Origin of the sequence: Saccharopolyspora kobensis, assembly GCF_900108315.1 — a bacterium.
GTDB classification, from domain to species: Bacteria; Actinomycetota; Actinomycetes; order Mycobacteriales; family Pseudonocardiaceae; genus Saccharopolyspora; species Saccharopolyspora kobensis.
The window spans coordinates 258,349-279,793 of record NZ_FNVB01000010.1 but is presented as its reverse complement, the minus strand read 5'-3'; the positions used below and the strand labels follow the sequence as shown (position 1 = coordinate 279,793).

The window sequence follows — 21,445 nt, the reverse complement described above, 5'->3', positions numbered from 1 at the left end:
GGGACGCCTCCCGGTTGCCGGACCGAAGGGAGCGCAAGTGGCCAGAACCTCGCTGGAAACCGCCGAGGTCAACCGCCGGCTCGCCCGGCTTTCCGCCGTGGACGAGCACATCGCCGCCACCTATCCGGGTGCGCGCGCGGCCCGGCAGCCGGTGCACACCTGCTACGTGCCGGCGAACAAGGTCGACGCCGACACGGTTCGGCTGTGGGAGCGGGAGGCGCTGGCCGCGCTCGACCGGGACGCGGCCCGGCCGGAGGACCTGGTCGACATCCTCGGCATGGACCCGGAGATCGCGCGCGCCGTGCACCCGCGGCTGCGCGCCAAGCTGCAGAACTCCCCGCTGGAGGACCTGCGCATCGACTTCGAGGACGGCTACGGCAATCCCGGTGACGAGGCCGAGGACGCCGAGGCCGAGCGCACCGCCGGAGTGGTCGCCGACTGGCTGCGCGAGGGCGCGGCACCGGCGAACTTCGGGCTGCGGGTCAAGTCCTTCGACACCCCGCAGCTGCGCGCCCGGTCGGTGCGCACGCTGGACGTCTTCCTCACCGCGCTGCTGCAGCAGCACGGCAGCCTGCCCGAAGGGTTCGTGCTGACCTTCCCGAAGGTGGTCGACGTCGCGCAGGTGGAGGTGTTCGTCGAGTTCCTCGGCCTCTTCGAGCAGCAGCTCGGCCTGCCGGCGCGCTCGCTGGGCTTCGAGATCCAGGTGGAGACCACCCAGTCCATCGTGGACTCCGAGGGTCGTCTCGCGCTGCCGCGCTTCCTGCGCGCGGGCGACGGCCGGGTCACCGGCCTGCACTTCGGCACCTACGACTACACCGCGGGCTGCGGCCTGACCGCCGCGCACCAGCACCTCGCGCACCGCGCCTGCGACTTCGCGCGCCACGTGATGCAGGTGTCGGCCGCGGGCACCGGCGTGTTCCTCTCCGACGGCTCGACGAACGTCCTGCCGGTCGGCGACCAGGTCCGCCACGGCTGGCGCACGCACTACGACCTCACCCGCCGCTCCCTGGAGCACGGCTTCTACCAGGGCTGGGACCTGCACCCGGCGCAGCTGGTGACCCGCTACGCGGCGGTGTTCGCGGCGTTCCGCGACTCGGCGCCCGCCGAGGCGGCCCGCCTGTCGGCGTACACCTCGGCCAGCGGCGGAGCGGTCCTGGACGAGCCGGCGACGGCCCGCGCGCTGGCGGCGTCCTTCGTCCGCGCCCTGGACAACGGCGGCATCGACGCGACCGAGGTCAAGGACCTGACCGGTCTCTCGGAACCGGAGATCCGCAAGCTCGGCCGACTCTGATCGACCGGTGAAGGGCGCCTCCGACCCCCGGGCTCGGAGGCGCCCTTCAACCCTTCAGGGCCTGGTCAGCCCTGGTAGGTGGCGGCGAAGGGCTGCCGCAACCCGTCGGCCCGCTCCGCCGAGCCGGTCACCAGCAGCTGCCCGTCGTCCAGCACTGCCGCGCCGTTCAGCCACGGGACGGTTCCCGTCGGCCCCGTGGGGACGGGCACCGGCCGCCAGGTCGTACCGTCGTTCTGCAGAACGCACGCCGAGTTCGCGGTGAAACCGACGGCGAACAGGGAACCCGCTCCCGATGCGATGTCGTCGAGCCTGCACTGCTCGTTCGGCATCTCCGCGGTGGACCACTCCGCGCCGTCCCAGTGCGCGGCGAGCGGGTACTCCTCGTTCTCCGACCAACGACTGCCGACCGCCCAGACGTCATCGGGTGCGACCGCGTGCACGTCGTAGAACTCCACGTTCCAGCCCGGCACGACCAGCGGCGGGTGCTCCTGCCACCGCTGGCCGTCCCAGTGCACCAGAGCGCCCGCGTTCCAGCTCTCCTCCGGCGTCCCGCCGCCTTTCGTGCCGACCACCCAGAGGTCGTTCGCCGCGATGCCGCCGATGCCCTGCACCATGCCGCCGATCGCCGGGAACGGAACCTCCGCCCACGACTCGCCGTTCCAGCGCTGGACCGTGTTCCGCCCGTCGGTCCAGTCCTTCCTCGGCATGATCCCGGCGGCCCAGACCTCGTCGGCACCGAACGAGACCACGCCGAACAGCTGGGGGTCGTACTCCGCTGGCGCGACCATCGGGATCGCCTGCCACTCGTGGCCGTCCCAGTGCATGGACTTGCCGTCGCCGACCACCCACGCGTCGTCGCGGTCGACCACGGTCGCCGCGCTCGTCCGGCCGATGTCGGGCGTCGGCACCTGCTCCCAGCCCTGCGCGCCGCGGCGGAACGCCAGACTCTGCAGGTCCGGCTTCTGCGGGTCGTTCAGGACGGCGAACGCCCACGTCGCACCGCCGCCCGATGCGGTGCTCTGCATCATGGCCGCGTGCGGTTGAGCGGGAAGTGGTTCCTCGGTCCAAACTCCGGCGGCCGACGCGGGCTGCGCCAGCAGCAGGGTCGCAGCCGCGGCGGTGCCCGCGATCTTCAGGTGTTTCACCGATGCCTCCTCGGTCGATCTCCACCCCGCTATTCGCGCCGAGACCGAAAACAGTTCACGGTGCTCGAAAAGATCGCTGCCGCAGCTCGATCAGTCGCCGTGGGTGGCGGCGTAGGGCCGGGCGCTCGTCGGGTCGTCGACGTCGGCTTCGACACCGACGATGAGCAGTCGGCCGTCCAGGACGGCCCCGGCGTAGGTGTACAGGTGCTTGCCCTCCGACGGCGCCGGGGCCGGTATCTTCTGCCAGCTCGTTCCGTCGTACCGCAGGACGTAGGGGCTCTTCTCCACCGAGTAGCCGACGGCCCGGAGCTCGTCCCCGATCTGGACCACGTCGTTGAGCTGGCCCAGTTCGTCGGGCACCGGCGCGAGCGACCACCGCGTCCCGTCCCAGTGCGCCGCGACCGGGCGTCGGGCGATGTTGCCAGGGTGCTGGTAGCCGACCGCCCAGACGTCGTCGGGTGCGAGCGCGTGCACGTCCTGCAGCTGAACGTGCATGCCCGGGATCTCGACCAGCGGTTGTTCCTCCCAGCGCTCGCCGTCCCAGTGCAGGAGCAGGCCGCCGAACTTGCCGTCCGGCCCGAGATCGGTCGGTTTGGCCCCAGCCGCCCACACGTCGTTCGGCGAGGTGCCGCCGATCCCGATCAGTTCCGAGCGGATGCCCAGATCCGGCAGCGCGATCTCGTGCCACGCCCGGCCGTCCCACCGCTGGACCGAGGATCTGGTCTGCCTGTTGTCGCTGCGCCAGCCGAATCCCGCGCTCCACACCTCATCGGGCGCGAAAGCGGTCACGTCGGACAGCGAGGTGCTGTGCTCCGGCTGGGAGACGATCGGAACTTCCCGCCACTCCGCGCCGTTCCAGTGCATCGAGGTGCCGTCGCCGACCGCCCAGACGTCGTCGCGGCTGACCACCGCGGCGGCGTTGATCCGCCCGATGTCGGGCGTCGGGACCTGCTCCCAGCCCTGCTGGCCTCGGCGGAACACCAGCGAGTGGTGCTGGTGGTCGGCGTCGTTGGTGATCCCGAACGCCCACGCGGCGCCGTCGCCGACCGCAGCGGTGTGCAGGACGCCGTCGTCCTGGAGCTGCGGGAAGTGTTCTTCCTGCCAGCTGTCGGCGGCCGACGCGGGATGTGCCAGCAGGAGGGCGGTGGTCGCGATCGCTCCCGCCATGGTCATGTGCTTCAACGAGTTCCTCCTCCAGAGGGTTTCACCGAGTTATTGGCGCGAGAGCGGAAAAGGGTTCAGCGCCGGCAATTCCCGCTGCCGACTCGAGGCGGATCATCGACCGCATGACCGTCATTCGAGTGGGGACGAACTGCGGGTGGGCGATGGCCGGACCGGCTAACGTCGAGGCAGCGGACTCGTGGGTGGAGGATGTTCATGGCCGACAACGACATCGTCGCCGCGCTCGCCGATCGGCTGGGCAAGAACCAGGTCTTCGGCGAGCCCGTGCAGCAGGGCGACACCACGCTGCTGCCGGTGGCGAGCATCGGTATCGGAGGCGGGCGCGGCGTGGTGGTGCGCCCGGCCGGGGCCTTCGCCGTCTCGGCGGACGGTTCGGTCGCCTGGCACCCTGCGGTGAGCGTGAACCGGATCGTCTGGGGCGGTCAGCTAGCGCTGGCCGCGGTGCTGGTCGCCGTCGCCATCGCCTTCCGCCGCAAGCGCTGAGCGCGCACGAACCGGGACGGCAGTCGAGGTGGCCGATCAGTCGCCGTAGGTCGCGGCGAAGGGCGTGGAGCGGGTTCCGCCTGCTTGGCCGGTGAAACCGCCCATCAGCAGTCGTCCGTCGTCCAGCATCGCGCCGCCGGTCAACGCGACCTGCTTCCCGCCCAGGCGGCTCGGGAGCGGTACCGGCTGCCAAGCATCGCCGTCGTACCGGAGAACGCAGTAGCTGCCGATCGCGAAGAGGCCGTCCACGGTCTGCACGAGGTCGGTGAGGTCGCAGTTCTCCTCCGGCGTCGGGACCGCAGACCACCCGGTGCCGTCCCAGTGCGCGGCGAAGGGCTTCTTGATGCGGTTCGCGGGTGATTCGCGGTAGCCGACGGCCCACACGTCGTCGGGGGCCACCGCCCGCACCCCGCGCAGCTGGACGTGCTGGTCGGGGAGCGTCAGCGGCGGGGCTTCGCGCCACTGCCGGCCGTCCCAGCGCACCGCGATGCCGACATCGGTGGAGTGCTGCTCGTCGCCGATGGTCTTGGTGCCGACGACCCAGACGTCGTCCGCCGACGTGCCGTCGATGCCGAAGGTCATGCCGGTCCGCGGCGCCGGAGCTTGCGCCCACGCCTCGCCGTTCCAGCGCTGGACCGTGTTGTGGCCCTCAGCCTCGCCCAGACCGGGCATGATCCCGACCGCCCACACGTCGTCCGGGCCGAACGAGGTCACGCCCAGCAGCTGGGTGTCGAGGTCCGGCGGTGCGACGATGGGGATCTGCCGCCACTCCGCGCCGTTCCAGTGCATGGAGGTGCCATCGCCGACGACCCAGGCGTCGTCCCGGCTGATCACCGCGGCGGCGTTGGTGCGGCCGATCGCGGGAGCCGGTACCTGCTCCCAACCCTGCTCGTCGCGCCGGAAGGCCAGGGTCTGGAGCCCGGGTTCCTGCGGAACGTCGGAGATCCCGAACGCCCATGCGGCGCCTTCGCCCGCGACGACGGTCTGCAAGACCGCGTCGTGCGGTTGGGCGGGCAACGGCACTTCCGCCCAGCGCTCCGCGGACAGCGCGGGTTGTCCCACCAGCAGTGCGGCCATCACCGCGGCCCACGTGATCCCCAGGTGCTGCAACTGGACGCCTCCTGTAGCCGGACGGTCATCCGGCTATACGCACCGGGGTCGAAAACGGTTGCCGGAGTTGACATCCGGCGGGGCTCCCGCGACGGAGGCGGTCGCACCGAGACCGGGATCAGCTGTCGATCGTCGCCGGGTTCATGCCGGACCAGGCGATCAGGGCTGTTGCCACTTCTTCCACCGATGGGCGGGATTCCGGCTTCGGAGCGAGGCAGGCGTCGATGGTGCGGGTCAGCGCCGCGGGCAGGCGGCGGTGGGTGCGCAGCGGCGCCGCGGTCCGGTCGCGCTGCGGGTAGTAGCGGGTGCCGTTCTCGCTGTGCTCGCGGTGCGAGACCTCCGCCCACGGCGTGGTTCCGGACAGCGCCTCGTAGAGCGTGATGCCCAGGCCCCACGTGTCGGCCGCCGGAGTCATCCGCTCGCCGGCGGCCTGCTCCGGCGAGAGGTAGTCGAACGTGCCCGCCGAGCTGCGCTCGCCGATGCGGCAGCTCAGGCTCAGGTCGAGCAGCACCGCCCGGCCGCCCACCGCCACGATGTTGGACGGCTTGACGTCCAGGTGCACCCAGCCCCGGCCGTGCAGGTAGGTCAGCACCGAGCACAGCTGGATGCCCAGCACCGCGGCGTCGATCGGCCGCAGCCTGCCGTGCTCGTCGATCAGGTAGGCCAGCGTGTGGCCGGGCAGGGTCTCGGTGATCACCGCAGGCCGCGCCGGCTCCTCGGTCTGCACGATCTCGTAGCCGCGCACCAGGTGCGGGTGCGTGAACTGGGTCAGCAGCACGCCCTCGTTGCGCAGCCAGCCCACCGCGCGCTGGTCCTCGGCGCGTTCCGGGCGGACCGTCTTGGCGACGCAGCGGCAGGAGCGCTCCTCGCTCCACACGTCGTAGACGTCGAGGCGGCTGCCCCGGCGCAGGTGGTCGACGACCCGGTACCCGGGCGCGAGGAGATCACCCGGTGCCAGCGGGGCCTCCGGGCTTCCCCACTCCTGGTCCGGTTCGCCGTAGTAGTACGAGCTCAATGAGTCGATCAACACCGCGCTGATCAGCTGTGGCTGCGACGCCGGTAGTGACCGCGGCTGCTGTCGTAACGGCGGCGGCGGTGGTCGTCGCTGCTGTCCCGGCGCCGGTAGTCGTCACTGCTGTCCCGGCGGCGACGCCGGTGATCGCTGCTGTCGTAACGGCGGCGGTGATCGTCGCTGGAGTCCCGGCGCCGGTGGCCGCTGCTGGAGTGGCTGCGGCTGTGGTGCTTGGCCGGGGACACCATCTTGAACAGCTTGGAGAGGTCCATCGGTCCCACGCTCCCGGATCGCTCTGCGGCCGCGCACCGATGCCCGGCCCTGTGATCATTGTTCCGGGATTCCGGCCCGCGGTCGAGGAATTTCGGCCGTTTCGTGGGTACGACCGGCTGAAGATCGCCAGTGGTAATAGCCAGTGCTGCGAACGGCCCGTTCTCGCCGGAGAACGGGCCGTTCGCCGGTCACATCGGCTGCTGGACGGCGGCCTGCGCGTCGACGATGCCGTAGCCGTAGAGCGGGGTGAACAATCCGCGAGCACCGACCAGCGGCGTGCGGGCCGAGCGCATCAGCGCCTGCTCGATGCCGTCGGCGTCCCGGCCCTGCGCGCCGAGCAGCGCCGCGACGCCCGCGACCTGCGGGGCGGCCATGGAGGTTCCGGCGAGCGAGTCGTAGTCGCTCTGCCCGCAGTCCGGCGAGCCCGCGCCGCGCGGAACCGGCGCCCAGACGTCGCCGTCGCAGCCCTGCAGCGAGGAACCACCGGGCGCGGCAACGGCTTTGGTGTCCAGCTTCAGGCCGAGGTTGGAGTACACCGAGTGCAGCTCGGCCGGGTCGGTGGCGGTGACGCACAACGCGCCCGCCTCCCACGCCGGGGTGCCGCACAGCGGCGCGGTCTCGTTGCCCGCGGAAGCCACCACGACCACGCCCTTCTCCCGCGCGTAGGCGATGGCGTCCTTGGTCTCGGGAGTCAGCCCGATCAGCGTCAGCAGCTGCGCGCCGGGTATGGCGCCGAGGCTCAGGTTGATGACGTTCGCGCCGTTGTCGGCCGCCCAGCGGACGCCCGCGCCGATCTCCGCGAAGCTGCCGGAACCGTCCTCCAGCGCCTTGACCGGCATGATCCGCGCATCCGGCGCGACCCCGGCGATGCCGACCCCGTTGCCCGTCGCCGCCGCCGCGATGCCCGCGACGTGCGTTCCGTGGACGTCGGCGGGCTGCCCGACGCCGTCCACGCCGAGCCAGTCGCCGTTGCCGCACGGCGCCGGGCGCTCACCGCAGCCCGCGAAGGTCGCGCCCGGCACGAGCTTGCCCGCCAGCTCGGGGTGCCCGAGGTCGACGCCGGTGTCCACCACGGCGATGACCTGGCCCGCGCCGGTGCTGGTCGCCCACGCCTCCGGCGCCCGCAGCTGCGCCAGCCCCCACTGCTTCTCGCTGAGCGGATCACCGGCCTGCTGCGCGGTGGCGGTCGTTTGGGCGGCCAGGACCGACAGTCCGACCAGCCCCGCGGTCAGCAGTGCCCGAATCCGCATCGCGTCTCCCAACTTCAGCGCATCATTCGCCGGATCAACGATCCCGACGCTTCCTCGATGCGCCCGAACTGGAAGAACGGCCGTTCGCCGCAACGGTTTCGGACGACCGGAGCACGCGGAGGGCGCCTCCCGCCGATTCGGCGAAAGGCGCCCTCCACTTCCGCACCGGTTCAGGGCGGGGTCAGTGCACGGACTCCGAGGAAGAGCCCTTGGGGGAGTTGCGGGGTTCCGGGACGGCGGTTTCGCCCGGGGTGGTGGCGATCACCGCGACCGTGTCGCCGCCGACCGTCTCCTCGGTGCTCGCCGACTTCTTGCGCCAGGCGTTGAACAGCATGTTCAGCAGCAGGGCCGCGATGCAGCCGGTGCTGATGCCCGAGTCGAGCACGGTGCGCAGCGCGGACGGGAAGTGCTCGTAGAAGTGCGGCGAGACGACCGGGATCAGACCGATGCCCAGCGCACCGGCCACGATCAGCGAGTTGAACGGGTCGCCCAGGTCGGACTTGCCCAGCGTGCGGATGCCGCTGGTGGCCACCGAACCGAACAGCACCAGCGCGGCACCGCCGAGCACCGGCTGCGGCACCAGCGAGACGATCGCGCCGACGATCGGGAACAGGCCCAGCAGCACCAGCACACCACCGGCGGTGGCGACCACGTACCGGCTGCGCACCCGGGTCAGCGCCACCAGGCCGATGTTCTGCGCGAAGGCGCTGCAGGTGAAACCGCCGAACACGGCGCTGAGCGCGCTGCCCGCACCGTCGGCGCGCAGGCCGGCCGCGATGGTCTCCTCGTCGGCGGGCCGGTCCACGATCTCGCCGAGCGCGACCATGTCCGCGGTGGTCTCCATCATCGCCACCAGCATCACGATGCAGATCGAGATGGTCGCCGTCAGGTCGAACATCGGCGCGCCCAGCGCGAACGGCGTGGGCAGGTTGAACACCGGCGCCGATTCGATGGTGGTGGTGTTGATCAGACCCATCGGCCAGGCGATCAGGGTGCCCACGACCAGGCCGATGAGCAGCGCGATGCGGTTCCAGAAGCCCTTCAGGAAGCGGTTGAACAGCAGCACCAGGACGAAGGTCGCGCCGCCGAGCGCGATCTTCTCGGGCGCGGCGTAGTCGGGGGCGCTGGAATCGGTGCCGGTGATCCACTTGATGCCCACCGGCATCAGGGCCAGCCCGATCAGCGTGATCACGGTGCCGTTGACCACCGGCGGGAAGAACCGGACCATGCGCGAGAAGTAGGGGGCGATCAGGAAGGCCAGCAGGCCCGCGATCAGCACCGACCCGTAGATCACCGACAGCGAGTGCTGCTGCCCCTGCTGCGCGACGATGGCCAGCATCGGCGCGACCGAACCGAACGTGACGCCGTTGACGAACGGCAGCCGGGCACCGATCTTCCAGATGCCCAGCGACTGCAGCATGGTGGCCAGGCCCGCGGTGAACAGGCTCGCCCCGATCAACAAGGTCATCTCGATCGGCGGCAGGCCCATCGCCTCGCCGACGATCAGCGGTGGCGCCACCACACCCGCGTACATCGCGGCGATGTGCTGGACGCCGTACGCCATCATGCGTACCGGGGGCATCACTTCGTCCACCGGGTGGACGTCGGTGGGTTTTCCGTTCCTGGTGCCGCGGTTGCGACGGATCTTGAAGAGGGCCATGGTGACTCCTGGGCCGCAGGGTCAGATCAGGTCACTATCAATGCCGGGAATTTTCTTCTTGTTGCCGGGAAATCACATTTTGTTCCACAGTGGACCTGTGGGTCTTCCGGGCTGCGCGCCCGAAGTCCGGGTAGCAGCAGGGGCCACCAGGAGATACCCCCGGTGGCCCCTAACAAGGCTGAGGATCGGCGGTGATCCTTCACGACCTCCGCTGCTGAGAGGCCGACGTGGTGCTGCGCGATTTCAATTGAAATCACGTGTGCGATTTCAATTGAAATCGCGTCGATCAGAACTGGGGGAGGCTGTACCAGGCCTGCGGGGCCTCCTCCACGTCGTCGCGCTTGACGACGCCCTCGATCAGACCGTAAGGACGGTCCGCGGCGAAGAACACCTCGTTGTTGTTCTCCAGGCCGCAGTACTCCAGGTCGACCAGGAAGTGGTGCTTGTTCGGCAGCGACAGCCGGACCTCGGCCACCTCCGGGTGCTTCTCCATCGCGGCCTTGCCCATCTCGTACAGGCTCTGCTGCAGCGCGAGGCTGTGCGTGGTGGCGAAGGCCTCCAGCATGGTGGCCCGGATCGACTCGAAGCTCTTGCCCCAGTCCACGTCGGTGTGGAGGTAGCGCCAGCGGGCGGTCACCGCGGTGGCCAGGATGCGGTCGTTGGTCTCCGACAGCGTCGTGTACTTGTCCTTGGGGTAGCCCCAGAACTCCGAGCCGGTGGACTTGAGCACGATCAGGTCCTTGAGCCCGGACACCACGTGCGCCTGGTCGCCGTCGATGGTGACCGCGGTGGTGCGCTTCTCGTCGGTGGAGCGGGCGAAGGAGTGGTCGTGGCCGGTGCCGCCGACGGGGATGCGCTCCCAGCTGTACTCGTCGATGAGGATGCGCGCCCCGGTGATCCCGTCCGCGGTGCCGACGAAGTGCCGGCCCAGCCGCAGCGCGAACTCCTCGATCTCGCCGATCGGCGCTTCCTTGGCGAAGGCGTAGACCGTGTTCTTCTGCGTGTCGGTCGGCAGCACGTTGCTGTTGTCGCCGGTCAGGTGCGCGCCGTCGAGGTCACCGCGGAGCGAGGAGCTGACGTTGAGGTCCTTGATGGTGTGCCGCGGGGTGTCCCGGTTGACCGAGACGATGCGGACCTCGGCCTTGCCGTACTGGTTGGGGCCCATGACGATGCCCATGAGGTGATCAGCTCCCTCGGTAGGTGGAAAAGGCGAACGGGCTCAGCAGAATCGGAACGTGGTAGTGCTGTTCGGGGTCGGCGATCCGGAAGGTGATCTGCACCTGCGGGTAGAACGACGCGGTGCCCTGGCCCTCGAAGTACGCGCCGGTGTCGAAGGTGAGCCGGTAGTCCCCGGCGGCCAGCCGCTCCGGCCCCAGGTCCTTGATCCGGCCGTCGTCGTCGGTGCGCCCGTCGGCGACGGCCGCCCACCCGTCGCCGTCGGCGGCCTCCAGCCGGATCGCGACGCCGACGGCGGGCTTGCCCCGCGCGGCGTCGAGCACGTGCGTGGTGACGGCACTCATCCTTCGATCACCTTTGCCAATCTCAGACGTGCGATCTTGCGGAGTTCGTCCTCGACGATCCGCAGCTCGGTTTCCGGCTCGTTGTCCAGGCGGGAGTGCAGGATCTCCAGCAGCTCCGCGCCGCTGCGACCGCTGGCGCAGACCAGGTAGACGTGCCCGAAGCGGCGCTCGTAGGCCTCGTTGCCCTCGCGCAGCGCGCGGGCCAGCTCCGCGTCGTCGCCGACGCCGGCCTGCTCGTTGCGGGAGAAGTTCGCCGAGGTGCCCGTGCCCTGCGGCCGGTCGCCGATGCGGGGGTGCGCGGCCAGCGCCTGGTCGAGCTCCTCGCGGGTCAGCGCCGGGGCGGCGGCGTCGGCGGCGCGGTAGACCGCGTCGGCGTCGGCGAACGGGCGCTGGTCGGCGATGTCGGCGGCCCAGCGCGGGATGTCCAGGCAGGCGAGCAGCTGCTCGACGAGTTCCGCGCGGGGCAGGCCGTTGAGCCGGTCCGGTCGGGTGGTTGTTGACATCGCAAACTCTCACAGGATGTGGGCGGCCCCGGAAGGTTTTCCGGGGGAGAGCCAGGCGGCGGACCTGACGTCCGAGCATGCCTGGGCTGTGCTGCGGCTGCTGGTCAGAGCTTCGGTGCGGCAAAAGCTACGACTGCGCCGCGCCAAGTGTCAACACTTTGTTGAAAAATCCTGATGGAGCGTTGTGCGAACGGCACAATCCGAGCGGTCCGGGCGGGTCGAAGCGGCGTCTGATTTGCCCGTTTTGCCGCCACCTGGGGGTCGAGGTGGCGGCAAGGCGTTCGATGGTGCCGTGAGTGTTTTGGGCGCCCCTCAAAGCGCTCACGGGGCCTGGTGGGGCAGCTGCCGATTTCGCGCGAGAACGGCACTCGGCACGCGTGCGGCGCGGCGATTTCGCGCGAAATCGCCGTGCCGTGGATTCGGCCGACCGCTGAGGCGGACCGGCGGCGTCAGCTGCGGTCGGCCTGCTCGCGGTTGAGGTAGTTGTAGACCGTGAAGCGGCTGACGCCGAGCGCCTTGGCCACCGTTTCGACGGACTTCCGCATGTTGAACGCGCCGCGCTCCTCCAGCAGGCGCACCGCGCGCTGCTTGTCCGGGCGCGGCAGGTCCGGCAGGTGGCCGCCGAGCTCGGTCTCCACCGCGCGGATGATCCGGTCCAGGGCGCTGGTCAGCTCCTCGCCGGGCAGCCGCACGGCCACCGCCGGGGCGTCTTCCCAGTACAGGACGATGTCGCCGGGCCTGCGCTGGTCGGCGGGCACGGCGGTGCCGCCGATGTGCTCCAGCAGCGGGGCGATCGCGTTGGCGAGCGGATGCACGCTGACCAGCCTAAACCTGGTCGCCGTCGGCATCGTCGACGGTCACCTGCAGGGTGATCCGGTTCGCACCGGTGTCCAGCACGGTTTCCACGACGCTGGCCAGCGCGGGCAGCAGGATCTCCCGGTCGCCGGTGATCGAGGTGCCCAGCGGGCCGAAGTCGGGCTCCAGGCCGGCGGCGCGCAGGCAGTCGCGGGCGGCCACGGCGTGCGCCGGTGGCTCGCCCTCGCCCTCGAAGGGCTCGGTGGTGAACTCAGCTCGCAAGATCATGGTGCGACCTCCCTGCTCGCACCGTAGTCGGTGCCGATCTCCGCGCTGCGCCGCGTGGTTCGCGACTCGCGGGTAACTCGGCGGGGGCCGTTGACCGGCTTGACACCAGTCGCTAATCTATCGCTGTACGAAACAAGACTTCCGCATCACGAAATCTTCGATCTGATGCGAAATCTCCGCAACTTCTCCCGAGGGGGTGCCCATGGATCCGAACCGGTACGAGGTCAACCTCTCGATCCTGTTCACCGAACTGGACGTGCTGGACCGGCCCGCGGCCGCCAAGGCCGCCGGTTTCGACGCGGTGGAGTTCTGGTGGCCGTTCCCGGAAGCGGTGCCCGCCGACCGCGACGTGGACCGGTTCGTGCAGGCCGTCGAGGACGCCGGGGTCTCCCTGGTCGGCCTGAACTTCTTCGCGGGCGACATGCCCGCCGGTGACCGCGGCGTGCTCTCCAACCCGGACCGGGCGGGCGAGTTCGCGGACAACGTCGACGTCGTCGTCGGCATCGGCGAGCGCCTCGGCTGCCGGGCCTTCAACGCCCTGTACGGCAACCGGATCGACGGCGTCGACCCGGCCGCGCAGGACCAGGTCGCCACCGAGAGCCTGCTGCGCGCCTCCAAGGCGGTGTCGCGCATCGACGGCGCGGTGCTGATCGAGCCGGTCAGCGGCATGCCCGCGTACCCGCTGAAGACGGCCGCCGACGCCATCGCGGTGATCGACCGGGTGCGCGCCGCGGGCGGCGACGACAACCTCCGCCTGCTGTTCGACATCTACCACCTGGTGGTCAACGGCGACGACCCGGACGCGGCGCTCGACGCGCACGCCGCCTCCATCGGGCACGTGCAGATCGCCGACGCGCCGGGCCGCAACGAGCCGGGCACCGGGGAGATCGACTTCGACCGCTTCTTCACCAAGCTCGACGCAGCGGGCTACCGCGGACACGTCGGCCTGGAGTACAAGCCAAGCGGAGCCAGCGCCGACAGCTTCGGCTGGATCAAGCGCTGAAGTGGTCCTGATTCCGGACTCCTTCTGCGCGGTGGTGCAAGCGCCGCAGCTGGGCTGAGCGGCTGCGCCGCTCCAAGGACTGAAAACCAACGAACTGGCTCCGAGCCAACGGAGGTAACTCCATGAGCAAGGTCGGATTCATCGGGCTGGGGATCATGGGTGGCCCGATGGCGGCCAACCTGGTCAAGGCCGGCCACGAGGTCGTCGGCTACAACCGCAGCCAGGCCAAGGTCGACAAGCTGGTCGCCGACGGCGGCAAGGCCGCGGCCACCGCTGCCGAGGCCGTGCGCGACGCCGACATCATCTTCACCATGCTGCCGGACTCGCCGGACGTCGAAGCCGTCGTGCTCGGCGAGGACGGAGTGCTGGCCAACGCCAAGTCGGGCGCGCTGCTCATCGACTGCAGCACCATCCGCCCGGACGTCTCCCGGCGGGTTGCCGAAGCCGCCGCGGAGAAGGGCGTGCGCGCCCTGGACGCGCCGGTCAGCGGCGGTGAGCCGAAGGCCATCGACGGCACGCTGTCCATCATGGTCGGTGGCGACGCCGACGCCTTCGCCGCCGCGCAGGACGTGCTCGGCGCGGTCGGCACCACGATCGTCCACGTTGGACCGTCGGGCGCCGGGCAGACCGTGAAGGCCGCCAACCAGCTCATCGTGGCGGGCAACATCGGTCTGGTCGCCGAGGCGCTGGTGTTCCTGGAGGCGCACGGCGTGGACACCGAGGCCGGGCTCAAGGTGCTCGGCGGTGGCCTCGCAGGCAGCACCGTGCTCGACGCCAAGGGCGGCAAGATGCGCGGTCGGGAGTTCGCCCCCGGCTTCCGCCTCGAACTGCACCACAAGGACATGGGCATCGTGCAGGCCGCTGCTCGCGACGCGGGCCTGACGATCCCGCTCGGTTCGCTGGTGAGCCAGCTGGTCGCCGCGGCCGTCGCGCAGGGCGACGGCAAGCTCGACCACTCCGGTCTGCTCAAGCAGATCACGCAGCTCAACGGCCGCGACTGAGCCCCAAGACCGCGGTGCTGCACGGAGAATCCCTCGTCTCCTGCGGCAGATCCCCGTGCAGCACCGCCACTCACCAGGTAAACGCACGTGAGCGTTTCAGGGTGCTATAGCGCCTCAAAGCACTCACGAAGCCTGAGCAGCGAGAACGGCCGCGCAGCAGCGGTCGGCAGCAAGACGGTCACGGGTCGGCGGTCCGAGCGCCGCCAAGCAACCAGAACCACCGACCCGTTCCCAACAAGGTGCGCGCAGCACCCGAGAGGAAGTCTTACACCATGGCCAAAGTCCCTGTCATGCAGGCCGTCGTCGACGTGCTCAAGTCCGAGGGCGTGGACATCACCTTCGGCTGCCCCGGCGCCGCGATCCTCCCGCTGTACGCGGCGATGGAGGACAGCGGCATCGAGCACCTGATCGTCCGCCACGAAGAGGGCGCCACCCACATGGCCGACGGTTGGGCCCGCACCAACGGCAAGGTCGGCGTGGCCATCGGCACCTCCGGGCCGGCGGGCACCAACATGATCACCGGCCTCTACACCGCGATCGCCGACTCCATCCCGATGCTGTGCATCACCGGCCAGGCGGTCTCCAGCAAGCTGCACCAGGAGGCCTTCCAGGCGGTCGACATCGTCGACATCGCCAAGCCGGTCACCAAGTGGGCGGTGCAGGTCAAGGAGGCCGCGCAGGCGCCGTGGATCTTCCGCGAGGCCTTCCGCATCGCGCGCTCCGGCCGCCCCGGCCCGGTGCTGATCGACCTGCCGCTGGACGTGCAGAAGCAGGAGATCGAGTGGGACCCGTCGCTGGACGCCCCGCTGCCGATCGCCGCCGTCGAGCCGCACCTGCCGCGCGTCGAGCGCGCGCTGGACATGCTGCTGGAATCCGACCGGCCGCTGATCCTCGCCGGTGGCGGCGTGATCCTCGGCGACGCCCACGAGCAGGTGCGCGAACTGGCCGAGCTGCTCGGCGTCCCGGTGCAGATCACCCTGATGGGCAAGGGCTCCTTCCCGGAGGACCACGAGCTGTTCGCCGGCATGACCGGCATCCAGACCAGCCAGCGCTACGGCAACCAGTCGTTCCTGGAGGCCGACCTGGTGCTGGCGCTGGGCGCCCGCTTCGGCGACCGGCACACCGGTGCGCTGGACACCTACCGCGGTGACCGCAAGTTCATCCACGTCGACATCGAGCCCACCCAGATCGGCAAGGTCTTCGGGCCGGACCTGGGCGTCGTCTCCGACACCAGGCTGTTCCTGGAAGCGCTGATCGACGCGGCCCGCAAGCGCAACGCGAGCAAGGACTTCTCGGCGTGGGTGGCCAGGGTCGGCGTGCTCAAGCAGACCCTGACCCGCCCGGACGACTACGACACGGTGCCGATCAAGGCGCCGCGGGTGTACCGGGAGATCAACCAGATCTTCCCGCCGGAGGCGTACTTCGTCACCGCGATCGGGCTCTACCAGATCTGGGGCGGCCAGTTCCAGACCGCGCACCTGCCGCGGCACTACCAGGTGTGCGGCCAGGCGGGTCCGCTCGGCTGGGAGATCCCGGCGGCGATCGGCGTGAAGTCGGCGAAGCCGGACGCGGAGGTCGTCGCGGTGGTCGGCGACTACGGCTTCCAGTTCCTGGTCGAGGAGCTGGCGGTGGCCGCCCAGTACGACATCCCGTTCGTGATCATCATGTTGAACAACGAGTACCTGGGCCTGATCCGCCAGGCCGAGGGCGACGCGTTCGGCATGAAGACCGAGGTCGACATCCACTACGACGACCACGGCACGGACAACGTCAAGATCATGGAGGCCTACGGCTGCTCGGGCCGCCGCGTGTTCGAGCCCGCCGACCTGGCCGACACCATCGAGTGGGCCCGCAAGGAGGCGGTCGCGACGAGCCGCCCGGTCCTGGTCGAGGTGATGATCGAGCGCGAGGCGAACACGGCGCGAGGCATCCGCATCGACGCCATGATCGAACCGGAGCCGGTGCCCAACGCCTGATCGACTGTTCCTCGGTCGCCTTGCGAGGCGGTGCGGGTAGCGGAACCTCGGAGGCCTCCTGGCCGCTGGATCCCGTGTCCGATCACAGCGAACGGGCTGTCCTCGCCAGGTGACCTCTGAGAACCCGCGGCGGTGCCGCGTGGCGCAAGCGGCTCCGCCGCTTCAAACAGAAGAACGAGTTGGACTCGGGGTGCGTTGGCGCTGTTCGGCCCGATGGGAACCGGGCCGAGCGGTCCTGTCACACACTCGCGCACCCCGTGCGGGGCCACCAGGGCAGCCCCGCGAGGGGAGCGCTCGCCGGAACGCGCGGTGGTGTTCCGGCGAGCGCCTTCCCCACTTTCCCCAGACGGGGTCCTCGGGTGGAATACCCGATGACCCTCGGTGTTCCCCGCCGAGCACGTGCCGGGCGTCTCGGCGGGGGCACCACCACCTGCACAACAGGAGTTCGCCTTGCCTGGACCCGTCCTGATCGCGCCGGACAAGTTCAAGGGTTCGCTGACGGCGCCGGAGGTGGCCGCCGCGGTGGCCACCGGCCTGCGCCGGGCCCGGCCCGAAGTGGAGGTCCGGTCCGCGCCGGTGGCCGACGGCGGTGACGGCACCGTCCAGGCCGCGGTGGCCGGCGGGTACGTGCCGATCCCGGTCCGCGTCGCGGGGCCGGTCGGCGAGCCGGTGGACACCGAGATCGCGGTGTTCGACGACACGGCGGTGGTCGAGCTGGCATCGGCCTCCGGGCTGGCGCTGCTGGACCCGGACGAGCTCGCCCCGCTGGCGGCGTCCAGCGAGGGCACCGGCGAGGCGATCCTGGCGGCGCTCGACGCGGGCGCGCGAACCGTGGTGCTCGGCGTCGGTGGCAGTGCGTGCACCGACGGCGGCGCCGGAATGCTCACCGTCCTGGGGGCGCGGGTTTTGGATGCTGCGGAGCACCCGTTGCCCCCAGGCGGTGGACCACTGGCCCGCGTGGCGTCGGTGGATCTCTCCGGCCTCGACCCGCGGCTGGCGGGGACCGAGGTGATCCTCGCCTCCGATGTGGACAACCCGCTGCTCGGCGAGCGCGGCGCGGCGCACGTCTACGGCCCGCAGAAGGGCGCCGACCCCGATCAGGTGCGCTTCCTCGACGAGGCCTTGGCGAACTGGTCGCGCGCGGTGCTGGCGGCGGGCGGCCGCGACGTGGCCGAGCAGCCGGGGGCGGGCGCGGCGGGCGGTGTCGGCTACGGCGCCCTCGCGGTGCTCGGAGCCCGCATGCGCCCCGGCGTGGACGTCGTCCTGGAGCTGATCGACTTCGACCGCCAGCTGGCCGGAGCGGGCCTGGTGATCATCGGCGAGGGCTCCATCGACGAGCAGACGCTGCACGGCAAGGGCCCGGCCGGGGTGGCCGCCCGAGCCCGCGCGGCGGGCATCCCGGTGGTGGCGATCGCCGGTCGCTCGGAGCTCTCCCCGGAGCGCCTCCGCGAAGCGGGCATCGAAGCGGTCTACACCCTCACCGACATCGAACCGGACCCCCAGCGCTGCATCCGCGAAGCGGCGACCCTCCTCCCCGAACTGGCCGAACGCATCGCCGCCGACCACCTGAAGCCCTGACCGGTGCCAAGCCCCTCCTCGCTCCACCAAGGCGCCCGCAAACCCCCGGCAGGGTTCCGCAGCCCCCCGGCCGGGTGAGGAGAGTGCAATTTCAATTGAAATCGCACAGGTGATTTCAATTGAAATTGCGCCGGTCACCGCTCCAGGAGGGTGCTGACGCGCGATGCCGCGGCCTCGGCGGCTCGGATCTCGGCAGGTGCCCAGTCGCGCTCGGTGAGGCTGTGCACCGAGATCCAGCCGACCATCGCGCCGTCGATCTCGATCGGGGCGAGCAGCTGAGCCCGGACGCCGTAGGCGGCGATGAGCGCCTGCGGCGGCCGCGGGTCGGCGCGGAAGTGCGGTTGCACCAGCGTCTTGCGGTGCTCCTCCAGCCATCGGACGGTGTTCAGCGCGCGCTGGTCGAGGCTCCGGTCGTGCTGGATGGCCGCCACGCCGGGGCCGGTGTCCTCGGCCGCGGCCAGGTCGACGCCGAGCCGCTGCGAGGGCAGGTCCAGGCGCACCGTCGTCCGGTCCGAGCCGGTCGCCGCGCGGAGCAGGGCGCAGATCTCCTTCAGCGCGGCCCGCGTCGAGCCGGACAGCAGCACGCTCCCGCGATCGAGAGGACGGCCGCCGAGCAGGTCGAGCGCCTTCCACAACGTCACGGAAACGCTGTCCAGCACGGGAATTCCGAGTTCCGGTTCCAGTTCGGCTGCCGGGAAGGCACCGCGCAGGTTCGTGCACACCAGCGCCACCGCCTGCGCGCCGGGCGCGGCGGCCCCGATCATCTCGACGAGCCGCTGCTCGGGCACTTCGCCGAAGGAGAAGTTGTCGGTGATCTCCAGCCGCTCGTCGGCCACCACTTCGACGCCCTCGGCCGCGTACGTCTCCGCGATGCGCGCCGTCACGTCGCCGGTGTACGGCGTGACCAGGCCCAACCTCCGCACGCCGAAGGCGCGGAAGGCGTCGTGCAGCGCCAGCGTCGACGTCGTCGCCGGAACCCCGCACACCTGCGACAGCGCATCGCAGACCTGCCGGTCGTAGTCGAGGCCGAGCCAGGACCCGGCGGTCCCGTTCCACACCACGACGTCCACCGCGGCGTCCCGGAGCAGCTCGGCGGCGGCCGACATCCGGGCCACCGAGAACTGGCCGCTCTGCTCCTCGGCGAGCGAGATCGCGGTGACCGGCAACCGGCTGAAGTGCGCGGTCACCTCCTCCGCACCGGACAGCAGCCGGTAGGTGACGGGTTCGAGCACGGTGTTCGACGAAGGGGTCAGCATTCCGATGCGGGGCACGGCGACTCCTCTCCCGCGGGCCGGAGCCCGGTGCTCGCGCCCCGGCGGGCCTCCGGCGCGGGAGGAGCGGCGCGATCTGGGATGCGGTATACCAAACAGCGCTGCGCGGCACCTGTCAATACCTGGGCGGATGCGGCGGAAGGCTGAATCGATGCTTCGCGGGCGGGTCCTTGACGGGACACGGCTTCTGCCCGACTATTTCATGAATCGATAAGTATACTTCACAATGCGGAAGAACTTGTCGTGCTTTCCGGCCGTGGGGGGCTTGACCGGAACCGTCGAAGGTTCAACACTTTGTTGAACAGTTGAGTCCAGGAGGTACCGCGTTGTCCGAGGCAGCCACCGCGACGTTCGACGTCGTGTTCCGCGCACGTCGGCTCATCGGCCCGAACGGGGAGACGTCCGGCAGCGTCGGCGTCCGCGACGGCCGCATCGCCGCCGTCGAGCCCTTCGACGCCCAGCTCGACGCGGCCCGCACCATCGAGCTCGCCGCCGACGAGGTGCTGCTGCCGGGGCTGGTGGACACCCACGTGCACGTCAACGACCCGGGCCGCACCGAGTGGGAGGGCTTCGACACCGCCACCCGCGCCGCGGCGGCCGGCGGCGTCACCACCATCATCGACATGCCGCTGAACAGCCTCCCGCCGACCATCGACACCGGCGCGCTGGAGATCAAGCGCAAGACCGCCCGCGAGAAGGCGCACGTCGACGTCGGCTTCTGGGGCGGCGCGGTGCACGGCAACCTCGGCGAGCTGCGCGGCCTGCACGAGGCCGGGGTGTTCGGCTTCAAGTGCTTCCTGCTGCACTCCGGCGTCGACGAGTTCCCGCCGCTGAACCCGGCCGAGCTGGACGAGGCGCTGCGCGAACTGGCCCGCTACGACGCGATGATGATCGTGCACGCCGAGGACTCCGACGCCATCGAGCACGCGCCCACCGCGCACGGCGAGACCTACGGCGACTTCCTCAACTCCCGCCCGCGCGGCGCCGAGAACGTGGCGATCGCGCAGGTCATCGAGCTGGCCCGGCGGATCGGCGGCCGCGTGCACATCCTGCACCTGTCCTCCTCCGACGCGCTGCCGATGATCGCCTCCGCGCGCGCCGACGGCGTCAAGGTCACCGTCGAGACCTGCCCGCACTACCTGAGCTTCAGCGCCGAGGAGGTCCCCGACGGCGCGACCCAGTTCAAGTGCTGCCCGCCGATCCGCGAGGCGCGCAACCGGGAGCTGCTCTGGCAGGGACTGGCCGACGGGATCATCGACTGCGTGGTCAGCGACCACTCGCCGTGCACGCCGGAGCTCAAGCGCTTCGACATCGGCGACTTCGGCGTGGCCTGGGGCGGCGTCTCCAGCCTCCAGCTGGGCCTGCCCGCGGTGTGGACGCAGGCGCGGGTGCGCGGCCACAGCCTGGCCGACGTGGTGCAGTGGATGTCCCGCAAGCCCGCCGAGCTCGCCGGCGTGCACCGCAAGGGCTCCATCGCGGTCGGCCAGGACGCGGACTTCTGCGTCTTCGCCCCGGACGCGGCCTTCGTGGTGGACGTGGACAAGCTGCACCACCGCAACCCGGTCTCGCCCTACCACGGCCGCCCGCTGGCGGGCGTGGTCCGCGAGACCTGGCTCCGGGGCACGCAGATCGTCGGCCCCGACGCGGCGACCGCCCCGCAGGGCAACCTCCTCACCCGCTGACCGGTTGCAGGTGCCCGTGAGTGCTTTGGGGGGCTATAGCACCCCAAACCACTCACGGGGCCTGAATCACCGGCGTCGCTTCGCGTCCGGGTTCAGGGCGCGGACCATGTCCACGGCAGCCACCAGGGACAGGCCCGGTAGCTGCTTGCGGACCTCGCGGACCGCGTGGACCTCGCGCTCCAGCGGGTCGATCCCGGCCTTCGCCAGGACCTCGCGGGTCCAGCGGATCTTCGGGTCCTCGGCGGAAGCCGACTCGTCGAGGAGCCGCAGCGCGCGCTGCAAGCCCGGCACCTCCTCGGCGGACGCGGTCTCCAGCGCGCGCCGGACGGCCTCCCGGCCGTCGTCGAGGTCGTTGAGCACGATGACGTGCGTTTCGAGCTTCTTGCCGAACATCTGAAACCCCCGGTGGCCGGATCCGCGTC

At 70.7% G+C, this 21,445-nt stretch carries 21 protein-coding genes; 7 read left to right on the top strand and 14 right to left on the bottom strand.

The genetic code is table 11. The features are described 5' to 3' along the window. The first annotated feature begins 37 nt into the window (after positions 1 to 37). Positions 38 to 1,291, top strand: coding sequence for a DUF6986 family protein (locus tag C4T78_RS30620; RefSeq protein WP_093352370.1), 1,254 nt, complete (start codon positions 38 to 40; stop codon positions 1,289 to 1,291). 65 nt (positions 1,292 to 1,356) lie between these two features. On the opposite strand, the gene C4T78_RS30615 is transcribed toward C4T78_RS30620, so the two are convergent. Together C4T78_RS30615 and C4T78_RS30610 are read right to left on the bottom strand one after the other, a co-directional pair. Further along, positions 1,357 to 2,436 (bottom strand): hypothetical protein, encoded by a 1,080-nt coding sequence (locus C4T78_RS30615; RefSeq protein WP_093352372.1) that lies wholly within the window; start codon positions 2,434 to 2,436, stop codon positions 1,357 to 1,359. Between the two features lie 90 nt (positions 2,437 to 2,526). After that, positions 2,527 to 3,618 (bottom strand): beta propeller repeat protein, encoded by a 1,092-nt coding sequence (locus C4T78_RS30610; protein WP_093352375.1) that lies wholly within the window; start codon positions 3,616 to 3,618, stop codon positions 2,527 to 2,529. A gap of 195 nt (positions 3,619 to 3,813) precedes the next feature. Between C4T78_RS30610 and C4T78_RS30605 the strand changes: the two genes are divergently transcribed. Beyond that, positions 3,814 to 4,101 (top strand): hypothetical protein, encoded by a 288-nt coding sequence (locus C4T78_RS30605; RefSeq protein ID WP_235863522.1) that lies wholly within the window; start codon positions 3,814 to 3,816, stop codon positions 4,099 to 4,101. Between the two features lie 36 nt (positions 4,102 to 4,137). Here C4T78_RS30605 and C4T78_RS30600 read toward each other — a convergent pair whose 3' ends face one another. The 10 genes from C4T78_RS30600 to C4T78_RS30555 form a co-directional block, all read right to left on the bottom strand. Continuing rightward, positions 4,138 to 5,211, bottom strand: a complete 1,074-nt coding sequence (locus C4T78_RS30600) for a hypothetical protein (RefSeq protein ID WP_093352380.1) — start codon at positions 5,209 to 5,211, stop codon at positions 4,138 to 4,140. Positions 5,212 to 5,329: 118 nt separating this feature from the next. After that, the gene (locus tag C4T78_RS30595) at positions 5,330 to 6,241 is read right to left on the bottom strand and encodes a serine/threonine-protein kinase (RefSeq protein ID WP_093352383.1); all 912 of its coding nucleotides are present in this window, start codon (positions 6,239 to 6,241) and stop codon (positions 5,330 to 5,332) included. Positions 6,242 to 6,249: 8 nt separating this feature from the next. Next, positions 6,250 to 6,495 (bottom strand): hypothetical protein, encoded by a 246-nt coding sequence (locus C4T78_RS30590; RefSeq protein ID WP_177247591.1) that lies wholly within the window; start codon positions 6,493 to 6,495, stop codon positions 6,250 to 6,252. Positions 6,496 to 6,684: 189 nt separating this feature from the next. Further along, positions 6,685 to 7,746 carry a S8 family serine peptidase gene (locus C4T78_RS30585; RefSeq protein ID WP_093352385.1) on the bottom strand — a complete coding sequence of 354 codons (1,062 nt, stop codon included), beginning with the start codon at positions 7,744 to 7,746 and terminating at the stop codon, positions 6,685 to 6,687. A 181-nt stretch (positions 7,747 to 7,927) separates the two neighbouring features. After that, complete coding sequence (locus tag C4T78_RS30580; RefSeq protein WP_177247592.1) at positions 7,928 to 9,406, bottom strand: nucleobase:cation symporter-2 family protein; 1,479 nt, start codon at positions 9,404 to 9,406, stop codon at positions 7,928 to 7,930. Positions 9,407 to 9,692: 286 nt separating this feature from the next. Next, a complete protein-coding gene (gene pucL / locus C4T78_RS30575) occupies positions 9,693 to 10,583 on the bottom strand; it encodes a factor-independent urate hydroxylase (RefSeq protein ID WP_093352388.1) in 891 nt (296 codons plus the stop codon). Between the two features lie 7 nt (positions 10,584 to 10,590). After that, positions 10,591 to 10,926 carry a hydroxyisourate hydrolase gene (gene uraH / locus C4T78_RS30570; RefSeq protein WP_093155110.1) on the bottom strand — a complete coding sequence of 112 codons (336 nt, stop codon included), beginning with the start codon at positions 10,924 to 10,926 and terminating at the stop codon, positions 10,591 to 10,593. Next, the gene (gene uraD / locus C4T78_RS30565; RefSeq protein ID WP_093352391.1) at positions 10,923 to 11,429 is read right to left on the bottom strand and encodes a 2-oxo-4-hydroxy-4-carboxy-5-ureidoimidazoline decarboxylase; all 507 of its coding nucleotides are present in this window, start codon (positions 11,427 to 11,429) and stop codon (positions 10,923 to 10,925) included. The genes uraH and uraD overlap by 4 nt, the downstream gene beginning before the upstream one ends. A gap of 449 nt (positions 11,430 to 11,878) precedes the next feature. Continuing rightward, positions 11,879 to 12,277: a helix-turn-helix domain-containing protein gene (locus C4T78_RS30560; RefSeq protein ID WP_235863523.1), complete on the bottom strand. Its 399-nt coding sequence runs from the start codon at positions 12,275 to 12,277 to the stop codon at positions 11,879 to 11,881. After that, a complete protein-coding gene (locus C4T78_RS30555; protein ID WP_093352396.1) occupies positions 12,255 to 12,512 on the bottom strand; it encodes a thiamine-binding protein in 258 nt (85 codons plus the stop codon). The genes C4T78_RS30560 and C4T78_RS30555 overlap by 23 nt, the downstream gene beginning before the upstream one ends. Before the next feature lie 202 nt (positions 12,513 to 12,714). Here C4T78_RS30555 and C4T78_RS30550 point away from each other — a divergent pair, with 202 nt between their 5' ends. The 4 genes from C4T78_RS30550 (at position 12,715) to C4T78_RS30535 (ending at position 18,070) form a co-directional block, all read left to right on the top strand. Beyond that, complete coding sequence (locus C4T78_RS30550; protein ID WP_093352399.1) at positions 12,715 to 13,515, top strand: hydroxypyruvate isomerase family protein; 801 nt, start codon at positions 12,715 to 12,717, stop codon at positions 13,513 to 13,515. Positions 13,516 to 13,637: 122 nt separating this feature from the next. Next, positions 13,638 to 14,516, top strand: coding sequence for a 2-hydroxy-3-oxopropionate reductase (locus C4T78_RS30545; RefSeq protein ID WP_093352402.1), 879 nt, complete (start codon positions 13,638 to 13,640; stop codon positions 14,514 to 14,516). Between the two features lie 272 nt (positions 14,517 to 14,788). Further along, a complete protein-coding gene (gene gcl / locus C4T78_RS30540) occupies positions 14,789 to 16,492 on the top strand; it encodes a glyoxylate carboligase (RefSeq protein ID WP_093352404.1) in 1,704 nt (567 codons plus the stop codon). Positions 16,493 to 16,942: 450 nt separating this feature from the next. Then, complete coding sequence (locus C4T78_RS30535; RefSeq protein ID WP_093352406.1) at positions 16,943 to 18,070, top strand: glycerate kinase; 1,128 nt, start codon at positions 16,943 to 16,945, stop codon at positions 18,068 to 18,070. A gap of 134 nt (positions 18,071 to 18,204) precedes the next feature. On the opposite strand, the gene C4T78_RS36615 is transcribed toward C4T78_RS30535, so the two are convergent. After that, the gene (locus C4T78_RS36615) at positions 18,205 to 19,341 is read right to left on the bottom strand and encodes a maleate cis-trans isomerase family protein (RefSeq protein ID WP_093352409.1); all 1,137 of its coding nucleotides are present in this window, start codon (positions 19,339 to 19,341) and stop codon (positions 18,205 to 18,207) included. Positions 19,342 to 19,667: 326 nt separating this feature from the next. Between C4T78_RS36615 and allB the strand changes: the two genes are divergently transcribed. Next, positions 19,668 to 21,023 (top strand): allantoinase AllB, encoded by a 1,356-nt coding sequence (gene allB / locus C4T78_RS30525; protein ID WP_093352411.1) that lies wholly within the window; start codon positions 19,668 to 19,670, stop codon positions 21,021 to 21,023. A gap of 66 nt (positions 21,024 to 21,089) precedes the next feature. Here allB and C4T78_RS30520 read toward each other — a convergent pair whose 3' ends face one another. After that, on the bottom strand, positions 21,090 to 21,416 hold the full coding sequence (locus C4T78_RS30520) for a hypothetical protein (RefSeq protein ID WP_093352414.1): 327 nt from the start codon (positions 21,414 to 21,416) through the stop codon (positions 21,090 to 21,092). Between the last annotated feature and the right edge of the window lie 29 nt (positions 21,417 to 21,445).